The organism is Methylocaldum sp. RMAD-M, from assembly GCF_017832375.1.
Taxonomy (GTDB): Bacteria; Pseudomonadota; Gammaproteobacteria; order Methylococcales; family Methylococcaceae; genus Methylocaldum.
Window position 1 is genome coordinate 23,814 of the sequence record NZ_JAFIBZ010000013.1, and the last position, 14,247, is coordinate 38,060.

A 14,247-nucleotide genomic window follows, 5' to 3' on the forward strand; every position below is an offset into this window, starting at 1 on the left:
GGCTCGACCACGATGCGCGAACACACACCAAACACCGTCTACCTCAAAGACTACACGCCGCCGGACTATCTCATCGAAACCGTCGATCTTTTTTTCGAATTGGACGAGGAAAACACTCGCGTCACCGCCAAGCTTCGGGTGCGGCGGAATCCGGAATCGCCGCGCGAGCACCGGGAACTCGAACTGAACGGCGAACAGCTCTTGCTCGAATCGATCCGGCTGAACGGCCGCAATTTAAGCGCCCCCGAGTATCGTCTGACCGAAGAGACCCTGGTTCTCCCCAGCGTTCCGGACCGTCCGTTCGATCTCGAAATCGTCACCCGCATCAACCCCAAAGCGAACACCGCCTTGGAAGGGCTTTATCTCTCCAAGGACATGCTCTGCACTCAGTGCGAAGCCCAAGGGTTCAGGAAGATCACGTATTTCCCCGACCGCCCGGACGTGATGGCCAAATACACGACGACCCTGGTCGCGGACAAATCGCGTTATCCGGTGCTGCTGTCCAACGGCAACCGCATCGCGACCGGCGAGCTGAAGAACGGCCGCCATTGGGTGAAATGGGAGGACCCCTTCAAGAAACCATCCTATCTGTTCGCGCTGGTCGCGGGACGGCTGGAATGCCTCGAAGACTGTTACGTGACGGGCTCCGGCAAGGAAGTCACCTTGCAGATCTTCGTCGAAAAGCACGACCTCGACAAATGCGATCACGCCATGCAATCCCTCAAGAACGCCATGCGCTGGGACGAGGAGAACTACGGGCGGGAATACGACCTGGACCTGTACATGATCGTGGCGGTAGGTCATTTCAACATGGGCGCCATGGAAAACAAGGGGCTCAACATCTTCAACACCAAGTACGTTCTGGCCCGGCCGGACACCGCTACGGACGCCGACTACGAGCATATCGAGGGCGTCATCGGCCATGAGTACTTCCATAACTGGACCGGCAACCGCATCACCTGCCGGGATTGGTTCCAGCTCAGCCTCAAGGAAGGCTTGACCGTGTTCCGCGACCAGGAGTTCAGCGCCGACCGGACTTCCCGAGCCGTCAAACGCATCGACGAGGTCAACATGCTGCGCACCCGGCAATTCGCGGAGGACGCGGGCCCCCTCGCCCATCCCGTGCGACCCGAGTCGTATATCGAAATCAATAATTTCTATACCTTGACCGTCTACGAAAAAGGCGCCGAAGTGGTCCGCATGATCCAAACGCTGCTCGGCAAGGACGGCTTCCGCAACGGCACGGATCTCTATTTCCAGCGCCATGACGGACAAGCGGTGACCTGCGACGACTTCGTCAGGTGCATGGAGGACGGCAACGGCGTCGATCTCACGCAGTTCCGCCGCTGGTACAGCCAGGCCGGAACGCCCGAAGTGCGTATCGCCGCCGATTACGATGCGGAAACCCAAGCTCTCAATCTTACCGTGAGGCAAAGCTGCCCGCCCACGCCGGGCCAACCGGTAAAGACCCCGTTCCACATTCCTTTGGCAATAGGCCTGCTGGCGCCGGACGGCACGGAGCTGCCCTTGCAGCTCGAGGGCGAATCCGAGCCGCATCGGCAGAAAACCCGGGTGCTGGACGTAAAGGAATCCGAACAGCGCTTCCGCTTCGTCGGTCTGCCGGAAAAACCCGTGGTCTCCGCCCTGCGAGGATTTTCCGCACCGGTCCGGCTGCATCTGAAACGCGGCTACCAGGAACTCGCTTTTCTTTTCTCCCGCGATCCCGACCCTTTCAACCGCTGGGACGCCGGACAACAGTTGGCCACCCAGGTGATCCTCGATCTCGTCGGCCAATTCTCCAAGGGAGAGACGCCGGAAACCGTCGATAGCCATCTCACCGAGGCCTATCGGCAGGTGATTTCCGATCACTGGCCCGATTTGTCCTATCTGGCGTTGCTATTGACCCTGCCGTCCGAGGAATACATCAGCGCATCGATGAAGGTGATCGATCCCGATGCCGTTCACCAAGCCCGGCAAACCGTAAAACGGGCGCTGGCTCGCACCTTGGAACAGGAATTCCGCCGCCTGTATCAGACACATCATCTCGACGAGGCCGGCCGCTTCGACGCCGAGGCCGTCGGCCGGCGCCGGCTGAAGAACGTCTGTCTCGCTTACCTAGGCGAGCTGGAGACCGAAGAAGCTTATCGCCTCAGCGTCCGGCAGTTCCGCGATGCGCGCACGATGACCGATCAAATCTCGGCGTTATCGACGATCGTGAACAGCCGCAATCCGGAAAAAACCGATTGTCTGGCCGAGTTCTACGAGCATTGGCGGGAAGAAGACCTGGTGATCGACAAGTGGTTTACCCTGCAGGCCACCTGCCGTCTACCTGGAACATTGGATCGGGTCAAAGAATTGCTTTCGCATCCCGCTTTCGACTTGAAAACCCCAAACCGGGTTCGTTCGCTGATTGGCGCGTTTTCCCAGGCCAACCCGGTCAATTTCCACGTCCGCGACGGCGCGGGCTACGCGTTTCTCGCCGACCATGTCATCGCCTTGAATGCCTTGAATCCGCAAGTGGCCGCCCGAATGCTGACGGCCTTGACGCCATGGCGGCGCTACGACACGGAGCGGCAGCAATCGATGCGCCAGCAACTTCAGCGGATCGCCGGAATCGAGAATGTTTCGAAGGATGTCTACGAGGTAGCGATGAAGACTCTGTCCTGAGCAGTCCGACGGATAATCCGGAGGAAAAAGCACTAAAAAAGCGTTGCGCTTGAAATGAGCATCGAGGTCTCGTATACCGGTTGCGGTTGCAAGGCCCCTTGCAGCTCGTTTTTCGACTGCTCAAAAACTAGCAACGTAGAATGGGCACGGTTAACCGCTCATCCTACGTTGCATTTGGCTGCCTAATACGCTTGGTGATAGGGTCGGGACCGGTAAAGCAGCTCGTGCCGGCCTTTATCGGTAAGAGGAGTTGGTGGAATCCTCGGCTATGGCCTTGGCGGCCGTGGCGTATTTGTCGTGCTCGCTTCCTTTGACCATCATCAAAGTGATCGCGACTGCGATGATGACACCGCCAATGTAGAACCAGAAGTAGTCTTTCTCTTTTTCCATTACGGCTTCCTCAGAATAGTTTTTTGCGAATGATTGTTTTTATTACTGCGCCGGAATTGGCGCGCGGGTATACAGTAACCAATGGAAATTCTGCGTTTCTTGATTTAAATCAAAAAAGGCCGAGATTGGCGGAGGCCTGTCACAGTACACGTCCGCACCACGTCGATTTTTCCGGTACGCCGGCATTCCTAGGCGATCTGCAAACCGTGATGCAACCATGACGCCGTACCGCACCAAGCCTCTTCCGATCGAAGGACTACCGCCCGGCATCCCTTACATCATCGGCAACGAGGCGGCGGAGCGATTCAGTTATTACGGCATGCGTGCGGTGCTGGTGGTGTTCATGAGCCAATACCTGATGAGCCCTGCGGGTTATCCAGATCCTATGAGCGAAGAGGAAGCCAAGGGCTATTTTCACTTATTCGTCTCGGCCACTTATTTCACCCCGATCCTGGGGGCGCTGCTCGCCGACGGGTGGCTCGGAAAATACCGCACGATCATCGTGCTGTCGCTGGTTTATTGCTTGGGGCACTTGGCCCTCGCACTGGACGACACCCGCACCGGGCTCCTGATCGGACAAAGCTTGATCGCATTGGGCGCGGGCGGCATCAAGCCTTGCGTTTCCGCCCACGTCGGCGATCAATTCGCGAAAACCAACCGGCATTTGCTCAGCCGGGTTTATAGCTGGTTTTATTTCGCCCTCAATTTCGGCGCATTCACATCGATGCTGGTGACGCCTTGGTTGCTGGAGCACTACGGTGCCTCGACAGCGTTCGCGCTGCCGGGAGTCCTGATGCTCATCGCTACGGTCATTTTTTGGTCGGGCCGTTACCGCTTCGCCCACATTCCTGCCGGCGGGGTCGCTTTCTTGCAGGGAATATTGAGTCATGAGAGTTGGCGGATCCTTGCCCGGCTCGGCGTCATCTATGCGTTCGTAGCGATGTTTTGGGCACTGTTCGATCAGACCGGTTCGTCTTGGGTGCTACAGGCCCAGAAGATGGATCAGACATTTCTGGGCTACCGGATTCTGCCCTCGCAGATCCAGGCAGCCAATCCGTTGCTCATCATGATTCTGACGCCGCTTTTCTACTACGGCATTTATCCGAGCCTGGAACGTCGCATGCCTGTCACGGCGCTGAGGAAAATCGGCGCGGGCATGTTGCTGGCGGCTTTTTCATTCGCATTCGCGGCTTGGATTCAGCGTGCGTTGGATGCCGGCGTTTCCCTGTCCATCGGTTGGCAGCTGCTCAATTATGTCGTTCTGACCGCATCGGAAGTCATGGTGTCGATCACCTGTCTGGAGTTCTCCTACACTCAGGCTCCGCCAACCATGAAATCCTTCGTGATGTCCTTTTTCATGGTCTCCGTCGCCGCCGGAAATCTTTTCACCAGCGCGGTCAACTTTTTCATTCAGAACCCCGATGGTACTTCGAAACTGGCCGGAGCCGATTATTTCTGGTTTTTTTCGCTGCTGATGCTCGCCACTGCGATCATGTTCGCCGCCGCGAGCCGCCACTATCCCGAAGCAGCTAGAATGGCGGATGTTTGACGTTCCGAATTTTCGGCCGGAGGCCAGAAGCTTTGCGCTAGGTTCATGTCGCTCAAAACTTACTTAACCAAGCTATTTAGTCTATTTTTCGCTATAAACCCACGCCCATACGGATGAAGTGCCCAAAATGACAGCCGAGACCATCTCTCCTCAACCCGTTGCGGTAGCGCGACAAGCATTACGACGCCTGACGGAATCGGGTTTGCCGCCTACCCCGGATCATTATGCGGAGCATTATTATCTGATCGCCGGGGAATTGAGCGGACAAAAGCCGGAGCCATCGCCGGGTGAATCGACACCCGAGGCCGAAGTAACCGCCGCCGTCGACACGATCTTGCAGATTCTTACCGACACGACATTCGGTCTCGCCGCTGAGTTGGGGACGTTCGATGGCCACTTTCAGAAGCTTTTCAACGAGAAGAGCGCCGATACGCAAGACTTTTCGGTGGAGCAGGCGCTTAGCCAAATCATGAAGACGCTCTCCCAGCTCAGGCAAAGAGTCGCCGACTCCCAGGCCGAGTTACGGGAAACCCAGCAATTGCTCCAACGCGTCCAGGATGAAATAAAGGAAAGCCGAAGCTTGAGCCGAATCGATCCGCTGACGGGCATTTTGAACCGGCGCGGTCTCGACATCGTCCTGACTCGCGAATTCACGCGAAGCCGGCGTCAGAAAGATCAGATATCGATCGGCCTGATCGATATCGACTGGCTCAGCCAGATCAATGACGCCCATGGTCGTGACGCCGGCGATCAGGCGCTGACCCATTTGGTCACGGCAGCCCGCGGGCTGTTGCGAACGCAGGATATTTTCGCTCGCTTCGGCGATGAGGAATTCGTCGCCGTTTTCCCGGGCGGCAACGCCTCGGGAGCCACATTCGCTCTTGACCGTCTCCGTACCTTGCTGGACCGGATTCCATTGCGATACAACGGCAAAGCCATCCCGGTGAAAATCAGCGCAGGCGTTGCAGAAATGCATCCCAGCGACACCCTATCCGATCTGATGCAACGAGCCGAACGCTGCCTCCTCAAAGCGAAAGACAGCGGACGCAATTTGGTCATCAACGAGACCGACTTAGGCTGAGACTTGAACCCGGAAACGGCGCCGCGAGCCCCGGTCGGAACACCGGCTCAACCGGTACAGTCGAGCACGATAACGCGTTCTGGAACTTCGAGGCTATTTCGCCGGACTGCGAGACTCAATGGCATCTCCTCGTCTTTCTCATGCGATCGGGTTCGATGATGCGCCTTTCGACCGGCATCATCGGGGCGATGTCATGATCGTAGGCGCCTTCTACGCGGGCGCTCGTCTTGACGGCGTCCTCTCGGGAAAAGTGCGCCGGGACGGTGCGAACGCGACTCGGATATTGGCTCAACTGATTACGGGTTCTCGCTTTTATCCCCATCTTCAGGCCGTTTTGCTTCAGGGAATCGCTTTCGCCGGATTCAATGTCGTCGACATACACCGGCTGCAGAATACACTGGAACGGCCGGTGCTCGTCGTAGCCCGCCATCTCCCGAATCTCGATAAAATCCGCGATGCCTTGCTCGATCATGTTCGGGGCGGACAACGAAAATGGCGGCTTATCGAACGCGCCGGACCGATGGAGCCCATCGCGGGAGTTTACGTTCAGCGTGCCGGCTTGTCGGTAAGGGAAACCGAAGCTCTAATCCGGCTGCATGCGGTTCATGGCCGGCTGCCGGAGCCTTTGCGCACCGCTCACATCATCGCCGGCGGCATCTCCCGGGGCGAGAGTACCCATCGCGCCTGAACATCCGAGGCCCCCTAACCTCGTGACTATTTCTTGATCTGCCCGGAGAATTTATCCGAATGCCGAATCTCAACAGGGGACCGGAGGCCAAATGAATACCTTTTTTGTTCGGGCGCTGCTAGTTTCGATGGCAATGACGGCCTTAACCGGTTGTACTTCGCTGAGCCTGGGCGGAACCGACCGGCCCATGGCGTTTCACGATACCCGCCTGCAATATGCCCTTCTGACGGACGATCGGGAAAAGCTCAGAAGGGATTTCGACATGTTTACCGAACCGACCTTCACCGAGCGCGCGGTGGCGGGCTTGGTGCTGCCTTTCGGCGCCGCCATAGAGACCCTGTTCTGGCCGGTTTCCTACGGCATTACAACCTATCTCAACGAGTACGATCCACGCCGATGACACCGGCAGGACTTTCCCACAGGAGCGATGTCATGAAAGCGATGGTCCTCGAACGAATTTCCAAGCTGGCCGAGAATCCGGCGCCGCTGGCCCTGGCGGATTGGCCAAAACCGGTTCCGCATTCCGACGAGTTGCTGATCAAAGTCTCCGTCTGCGGCGTCTGCCATACCGAATTGGACGAGATCGAAGGCCGCACGCCCCCGCCCCGGCTACCGGTGATCCTAGGGCATCAGGTCGTAGGCCGAGTGGACGAACTCGGGTCTTCGGCCACCGGTTTTTCCGTCGGCGATCGCGTAGGCGTCGCCTGGATTCACTCGGCCTGCGGAATCTGCGCCTATTGCCGGGCAGGAAACGAAAATCTTTGCGAGCAATTCGAAGCCACCGGGCGTGACGCCCACGGCGGCTACGCGGAATACATGACGGCACAGGCAGAGTTCGTGTTCGCCATTCCCGACGCGTTCTCCGACGTCGAGGCCGCGCCCTTGCTGTGTGCCGGCGCGATCGGCTATCGCTCGCTCAAACTGACGGAACTCAAAGATGGCGAGATCCTGGGGCTTACCGGATTCGGCGCGTCGGCCCATCTGGTCCTGATGATGGTCCGCCACCGTTATCCGGGAACGCAGGTATTCGTGTTCGCCAGAAATCCGGAGGAACGCACCTTTGCCCTGGAGTTGGGCGCGGCATGGGCCGGCGACACCGACGACGAGCCTCCGGCAAAACTGGACGCCATCATCGATACCACGCCGGTTTGGAAGCCCGTGGTCGAATCCCTGAGGCATCTCGCCCCCGGCGGAAGGCTGGTCATCAATGCGATCCGCAAGGAGGATGCCGATAAGGATTCTCTGCTACGGCTGGAGTATCCGAGCCATCTGTGGATGGAAAAGGAAATCAAGAGCGTGGCGAACGTCGCCCGAAGCGACGTCGGCGATTTTCTGGCCTTGGCCGCCGAGATTCCCATTCGCCCCGAAGTCGAAGAATACGCGCTGGAAGATGCCAATCGCGCGCTGCTCGACCTCAAAATGCGCCGGATTCGTGGAGCGAAAGTGCTGCGGGTGGCGTGAAAAGCGCTATGGACAGTCCGCACGCTAGTCCGCGGCGATCACATCCCGACAGCCTGCCTGTAGCAATAATCGAACAGCAATTGCCATTCCCGCAGTTGAATCTTTCGGCACAGGTTTTCGCCTCGGCTTTTTCCCGTTCGGCTGGCCTCGCAAAGATCGACGAACCGATGCGGGTCCCAGCGCTTCTGCTCGAGCAAGAATCGCGTCTCGGGAAGGGGCGAATCTCGCTCCGCGAGATTTTTTGCAGCCTCGCATAAATCCGGAAAAACCGGATGTTGTCCTACCCGATCGAACCAATACTTGCTGTTCCAGCTATCCGGCTCTCGGCGGTGCATGATGCCGTGCCAATAGCTGCCGGTGGAGGTAGAGACGGATTGACTGATGCGATGGCTCTCTTCGAGATAGTCGTGATAAAGCCACAAGCCGGCGAGACAGCATTTGGCCATGCCGACATCTTTTACCGGGCGAGGAAGAAATGCCTGCTCGACCGACAATGCCTGAAGCAAGGGAAAAGCCTTATCGTTAGGCGTACCCGGACCGAGCGAATTCAATCGCTCTTGGTCTAACAAGGGCTGAAAAACCGGGCCGTATTGCGCTGGATCGAACATAGACGGACTCCTTGGCAGTTCATTGCAGAATAAATGATCCGTTAGAAGCACCGCAACGTTTCGTCAGCTTGCCGGTTAAGACGAACGGAATGGAGAAGCGCCGGGTGGGAAACACGGCCCAAGACCGTGCTTCCTCGGCTTTGGATAAGTTATTCGATGACGGGAACCTTATAGGCCAGTGCGCCTATGGGACCGGTCTTACCCTTGAAATTGGCGTGGCACATTACACACTTTTCCATCACGACCGGGACTCCTGTGGCCATATAAAGATAGCGCTTGTCGCCTTCCTTGATCACCCGCGTATAGTATTCGTCACCGGACAATAGCTTTTCCTTCGCCGTCTCTTCGAAATTTCCCGTCGGACGGTTTTCTTCGGGATTGGTCAGTTGATCCGTCAATCCGATCAGGCGGGCCTCATGAAACCCGTTCTTCTTCATTTCCGCGAACAACAGCTTCGACGCCGTTGCTGCCGAAATGGAGGACGGATTTTCCACATAATGCTCGGTAATCAGCACGACCGCGGTCTTGTACAACGCATCGAGCATTTTGACCTGGTCGATTGTGCGTGCGACAGCCGGATCTTCGTTGGCACCCGCGGTACCCGCCACAGCGGCCAATAGCAAAGCAGAGAGCGAACACTTGAGTCTCATTTGGTTTTTCCTCTTTTTCTTTCTATGGGATGTGTGGAATTTAAGTCGCCGGACATGCGTGCTACACGCATCATCCGTCGGACAGCTTTCCGGCCATGACGGGAAAGCATCCGCCTTTCATTTTGGTTTTCGGTCGATACAGTGTCAAATCGTTTTGACAGATCATGTCTGATTAGAGACGCACGTCAGGGTTTTCAGGCCGATAGTTTGTGTTTCGCAAATCGGCCGGGTTATAGTCTCGCGGCTCTGAAACTATCTTTTTTTCGCTTTAATCTCACGTAGTTACGACTTTTTCAATGAAGCCGACCTTATGTCCGCCCGTCATGGCGGTTCTGCTTTCAGCTGCTCTTGTCTTTCCGGCGTTCTCCGATGATGACGACCCCGACGCGAAAGCGCGTTCCGACCGGCCGGCGTCGATTCAAAAAAGCGAACCCGAGTCCCGCAGTGCCGCGGCGGTCCGAATGACAGCGGAGCAACAAAAGGCTAGCGGCTTGACCGTCGAGGTTTTGAACGCATTGACGTTTCACCCGGAGATAATGGCCTACGGCAAAGTAGTCGACATTCAGCCTTTATTGGCTTTGCACGTTCGTTATCAAACGGCGGGCACCGAGGCCGAAATCGCAAACGCCGCCGTCGAGTTGGCTCAAAAAAACCGCAACCGGCTGACGACCCTGCACCGCGAGGACATCGTGGCCAGCCGCGATTTGGCGCAAGCCGAGGCGCAATATCAGGCCGATCGAGCCAAGCTCGAGGCCGCCCGCCGACTGATGAGGGAGATTCGGCACGAAGCCCGGCAGGCCTGGGGCGACGAACTAACCCGCATCGCCTTCGACGGCGAATCGCGTCTGTTTCAGGATTTCTTGAGCCGGAGCCGGGTATTGCTTCTGATCGCCTTGCCGAGCGGCCAATCCTTGCCGCCCGACAAGCGATCTCTGTTCGTCGCCCGTGAAAACGACCGGAGCGCGGCACACCGGGCAGAACTCATTTCTCCCGCCCCGAAAACCGACGATCTCGTGCAGGGCGAAACTTTTTTCTTTCATGCGCCAAGCGACCGACTGCGCGCCGGAATGAGAGTCAATGCCTGGCTGCCGACCTCCGGTGAGCCCTTGATCGGCATCGCCATGCCACTGTCGGCCATCGTTTGGCATGCCGGAAAACCCTGGGCCTACCGCCAGTCCGACGACCGCACATTCATCCGCACCGAAATCACCGCCTACCGCGAGCACGCCGATTTCTGGTTCGTCGACCACGGCTTTGCCGCCGGCGACAAGATCGTCGTAACCGGCGGACAGTTATTGCTCTCGGAGGAGTTCCGCGGAAATATTCCGGACGAGGACGACGACTGATGCTGTCTGCCATCATTCGCTTCGCCGTGCACCGGCGCGGAGTGGTCGTTGCACTCTCTCTCCTGCTGCTGATTTACGGCGCGCTCCGTCTCGGTCAGGCGAACCTCGACATCTTTCCCGAATTTTCCGCCCCCCGCGTGGTTATTCAGACCGAAGCACCGGGTCTTACGGCCGAACAGACGGAAACTCTCGTCACCTCGCGCATCGAAAGGCATCTTGCGGGGTTGGTCGGTCTGGACAGCATCCGGTCCGAATCCATCCAGGGCCTCTCGGTGGTGACGGCCGTCTTCGAGGAAGGCACGGACATTTACCGTAACCGGCAGCTGGTCGGCGAGCGCCTGAACATGCTCGCCGGCAAACTGCCCGTAGGCGCCGGTCCACCGGTGATGGTACCGCTTTCATCGGCCTCCGCGACGGTTCTCACTATCGGACTTAGCTCGCCTTCCCACAGCCTCATGGAGCTTCGCGATCTGGTGGACTGGACCATCGTGCCGCGTTTGCTGGCCGTACCGGGCGTTGCGGATGTGAACGTATTCGGCGGCGAAATCCGCCAATTGCAGATTCAAATCGATCCGGCCAGGCTGCGCCGCTACGGCCTGGCTGCCGGGGATGTCGTGCTCGCAGCCCGCCAGGCGACCGGCATGCCGGGGGCCGGGTTCGTGGAAAACGACAACCAGCGGATCAGTTTGAACATCGTCGGCCTTCCGGCGGCCGAGGAGACCTTGAGGCAAGTCGTACTGTTGCGCCAGAACGGCGCGAATATCACGCTGGCGGATGTCGCGACCGTAACCACGGCGCCTAGACCGCCCATCGGCGCAGCAGCCGTCGGCGGAAAGCCCGGCATCGTCATGATGGTGATCGGTCAGTACGGCGCCAATACGCTGAGCGTCTCGCGAAACGTCGAAAGCGTGCTCGAGGAGTTCGAGCAGCTCTTCGCCAAACGGGCTATCGATTTCCACCCCCGGCTATTCCGGCCGGCGGATTACATCGAGCGATCCTTGCAAAATCTCGCCGGGCATTTGCTGGTGGGCGGCTTTCTGGTGGTCTCGGTGCTTTACGCGTTTTTGTTCGATTTCCGCACCGCATTCATCTCCGCTGTCGCCATTCCGCTTTCATTAGCCGCCGCCGTGGTGACCTTGCTGAACCTGGGTGTCAATCTCAACATCATGATCTTGGGCGGACTCGCGATCGCCTTGGGCGAGGTGGTTGACGACGCCATAATCGACACTGAAAACATTTTCCGCCGCCTCCGGGAAAACCGGCTAAGGCCGAATCCGCGTCCGACTTTCCGCGTGGTCTACGATGCCTCCATGGAGGTACGCAGCTCCGTGGTGTACGCCAGTTTCATCGTCGCATTGGTATTTGTGCCGCTCCTGACGCTCGGCGGAATTGCAGGACGCTTGTTCGCTCCGATCGGTCATGCCTATATCCTGGCGATTCTCATGTCCCTGCTCGTAGCGCTGACGGTAACGCCCGCGCTTTGCTACATGCTCTTGAAGAGCGGCAAGACCGACAAGATCCCGCCGCTGATTCGGCTGCTTCAGCCTAAATACGCCTCCCTGCTGAGATCCGTTGCAAAACGGCCGAGAGCAACGCTGTCGATCAGCGCGGTTATTTGCGGATTAGGGATTCTGGCGTTGACCGATCTCGGCGGAGAATTCCTGCCCCGACTTCGAGAGGGCCATTACATCGTACACACGAGCAGCCTTCCTGGCACATCATTGAAGGAATCGCTCAGAATCGGCGGGCTGCTGACCCGGCAATTTCTCGAGATCCCGGAAGTCGAATCGGTCTCGCAATGGGCCGGCCGAGCCGAGCGCGGTGCCGACACTTACGGCAGCCACTACAGCGAGTACGAAGTTCGGCTGAAGCCGCTTTCAGGCGAAGCTCAACAATCTGTGCTGAACCGGCTCAGACAGATCTTGGACGATTTTCCGGGAATCCTGTTCGAAGCGAACACCTTTCTGACCGAGCGGGTCGACGAAACCATTTCCGGTTACACGGCACCGATCGTGATCAATCTCTACGGAAGCGACCTCGATCAACTCGATCAGAAAGCGCGCCAGATCGCCGATCTTGTCCGAACCATTCCCGGCGCCATCGACGTACAACTGCGATCGCCTCCGAGCACGCCTCAGCTTCAAATCCGGCTGAAACTCGACGATTTGGCCGCTTATGGCTTGCGTCCGATGGAAGTGGCCGATGTCCTGCAAACGGCTTTGCAGGGACGGATCGCGGGCGCCTATTACTTGGACAATCGCGCTTACGAGGTAGCGGTGATTCTGCCGCCGGAATTGCGGCACCGGCCGGAAACGGTAGCGCACGTACCGCTGCGCACCGCGGATGGTCTTATCGTGGAATTGAGCCAAATCGCGGAGATCCAGCAGGTCGGCGGACGGTATAACATACTTCATCGGGGCGGCCAGCGTGTGCAGACCGTCACGGCAAACGTGGCCGGTCGGGACACGGCGTCGTTTATGGAAGAACTTCGCCGGCGAACGCTCACCGCCATCGATTTTCCGCCAGACGTCTATCCCGAGTTCAGCGGCGCCGCCGTGGAGCAAGGTAAAGCACGCCGGGAACTGACGGTCCATGCGCTGCTGTCGGGTGTTGGCGTTATGTTGCTGATTTTTTTGGCCATCAACAGTGTGCGCCATACCCTCCTCACCTTGGTGAATCTGCCTTTTTCGCTGGCCGGAGGCGTTGCTGCCGCATTCCTGACGGGCAGTACGCTTTCGGTCGGGTCGATGGTAGGGTTCGTCACCTTGTTCGGAATCACGGTACGCAATGCGATTATGCTGATTTCCCATTACCGGCATTTGGTAGAACGGGAAAACAAGTCGTGGAATCTGGAAACCGCGATTCAGGGTGCACAGGAACGCCTCCCTTCGATCTTGATGACGGCGCTAGTCACCGCGCTTGCGATGCTGCCCATCGCCGTCGACAGCGACAATCCGGGTCGCGAGATCATGGGTCCCATGGCCGCGATCATTATCGGAGGTTTGGTATCGTCCACCCTTTTCAATCTGCTGCTTATGCCGACGATATTGCTCAAATTCGGCCGGTTCGAAACCCTCGATGAGCCGCCACGTTTTTCTGAGCCGTCGTAGACGCTAGAGCGATTTTTACTGCGGATTAATGTTGAGGATTGTGAAATCGTAGGTCGGCAATCCGTTGCCGACACGCTGGATCGGCGAGGAACTTGTCGGCAATGGATTGCCGACCTACGAGATGCCTTTCGATCCGGCGATTACAGCATGCGAGCCATGACCAGGGCATCTTCCCGGCCGTTTCGGGCCGGATAATAGCCTTTGCGGGTACCGATCTCGTTGAACCCCAGTTGGTGATAAAGTTTGATGGCGGGCTTGTTGGAAGGACGCACTTCGAGAAAAATCGTTTCGGCCTTGTGCTCCTTGGCGACCGCCATGAGTTTCTCGAGCATCAAGCGCCCGTAGCCCTGTCCCTGATTTTGCGGCGACACACAGAGATTGAGTACGTGCGACTCCCCCGCCCCCACCGACGCGATCCCGTAACTTACAACCTGGCCTGCCCTTTCGCCTACCCAGCAACAATATCCTACGGTGTAGCAGTCCCGGAAAGTGGTCGGCTCCCAAGGGAATTCGTATGCACTTTGCTCAATGGCGGCCACCACTTTAAGGTCTGACCGCCGCATCGGACGAATGATCAACTCGGCACTCTTCACGAGGCTGGGAAAGTGTCGGTAATAAAACTCGGTTTCGGCATCATAACTGATGAATTTCCTGATGCGCTCGAACAAGCCGAACAAATCGAACATGGCGGACATAA

General features: G+C 57.8%; 12 protein-coding genes. 8 read left to right on the forward strand and 4 right to left on the reverse strand.

All coding sequences use genetic code 11. The features are described from left to right. The first annotated feature begins 12 nt into the window (after positions 1 to 12). A complete protein-coding gene (gene pepN, locus JOD69_RS13675; RefSeq protein WP_086134532.1) occupies positions 13 to 2,667 on the forward strand; it encodes an aminopeptidase N in 2,655 nt (884 codons plus the stop codon). 234 nt (positions 2,668 to 2,901) lie between these two features. On the opposite strand, the gene JOD69_RS13680 is transcribed toward pepN, so the two are convergent. Then, positions 2,902 to 3,057, reverse strand: coding sequence for a hypothetical protein (locus tag JOD69_RS13680; RefSeq protein ID WP_166642472.1), 156 nt, complete (start codon positions 3,055 to 3,057; stop codon positions 2,902 to 2,904). 217 nt (positions 3,058 to 3,274) lie between these two features. On the opposite strand from JOD69_RS13680, the gene JOD69_RS13685 reads away from it, so the two are divergent. From JOD69_RS13685 to JOD69_RS13705, 5 genes are all read left to right on the forward strand, one after another. Further along, entirely contained in the window at positions 3,275 to 4,606 is a 1,332-nt protein-coding gene (locus JOD69_RS13685; protein WP_077730497.1) for a POT family MFS transporter, read from the forward strand. 127 nt (positions 4,607 to 4,733) lie between these two features. Further along, a complete protein-coding gene (locus JOD69_RS13690) occupies positions 4,734 to 5,687 on the forward strand; it encodes a diguanylate cyclase (protein WP_133716455.1) in 954 nt (317 codons plus the stop codon). A 118-nt stretch (positions 5,688 to 5,805) separates the two neighbouring features. After that, positions 5,806 to 6,375 (forward strand): DUF99 family protein, encoded by a 570-nt coding sequence (locus JOD69_RS13695; RefSeq protein ID WP_086134367.1) that lies wholly within the window; start codon positions 5,806 to 5,808, stop codon positions 6,373 to 6,375. A 91-nt stretch (positions 6,376 to 6,466) separates the two neighbouring features. Then, positions 6,467 to 6,775: a hypothetical protein gene (locus JOD69_RS13700; RefSeq protein WP_077730494.1), complete on the forward strand. Its 309-nt coding sequence runs from the start codon at positions 6,467 to 6,469 to the stop codon at positions 6,773 to 6,775. 32 nt (positions 6,776 to 6,807) lie between these two features. After that, positions 6,808 to 7,836: a zinc-dependent alcohol dehydrogenase family protein gene (locus tag JOD69_RS13705; RefSeq protein ID WP_086134368.1), complete on the forward strand. Its 1,029-nt coding sequence runs from the start codon at positions 6,808 to 6,810 to the stop codon at positions 7,834 to 7,836. Positions 7,837 to 7,874: 38 nt separating this feature from the next. Here the strand turns inward: JOD69_RS13705 and JOD69_RS13710 are convergent, their stop codons facing one another. Both JOD69_RS13710 and JOD69_RS13715 read right to left on the reverse strand, forming a co-directional pair. Next, positions 7,875 to 8,444, reverse strand: a complete 570-nt coding sequence (locus tag JOD69_RS13710) for a hypothetical protein (RefSeq protein ID WP_077730492.1) — start codon at positions 8,442 to 8,444, stop codon at positions 7,875 to 7,877. A 149-nt stretch (positions 8,445 to 8,593) separates the two neighbouring features. After that, positions 8,594 to 9,094: a DUF3365 domain-containing protein gene (locus JOD69_RS13715; protein ID WP_077730491.1), complete on the reverse strand. Its 501-nt coding sequence runs from the start codon at positions 9,092 to 9,094 to the stop codon at positions 8,594 to 8,596. A gap of 296 nt (positions 9,095 to 9,390) precedes the next feature. On the opposite strand from JOD69_RS13715, the gene JOD69_RS13720 reads away from it, so the two are divergent. Beyond that, on the forward strand, positions 9,391 to 10,440 hold the full coding sequence (locus JOD69_RS13720; protein WP_240506999.1) for a hypothetical protein: 1,050 nt from the start codon (positions 9,391 to 9,393) through the stop codon (positions 10,438 to 10,440). Then, positions 10,440 to 13,550, forward strand: coding sequence for an efflux RND transporter permease subunit (locus tag JOD69_RS13725; RefSeq protein WP_086134369.1), 3,111 nt, complete (start codon positions 10,440 to 10,442; stop codon positions 13,548 to 13,550). The genes JOD69_RS13720 and JOD69_RS13725 overlap by 1 nt, the downstream gene beginning before the upstream one ends. A 140-nt stretch (positions 13,551 to 13,690) precedes the next feature. Here JOD69_RS13725 and rimI read toward each other — a convergent pair whose 3' ends face one another. Continuing rightward, on the reverse strand, positions 13,691 to 14,245 hold the full coding sequence (rimI, locus tag JOD69_RS13730; protein WP_240502524.1) for a ribosomal protein S18-alanine N-acetyltransferase: 555 nt from the start codon (positions 14,243 to 14,245) through the stop codon (positions 13,691 to 13,693). Positions 14,246 to 14,247: the final 2 nt, after the last annotated feature.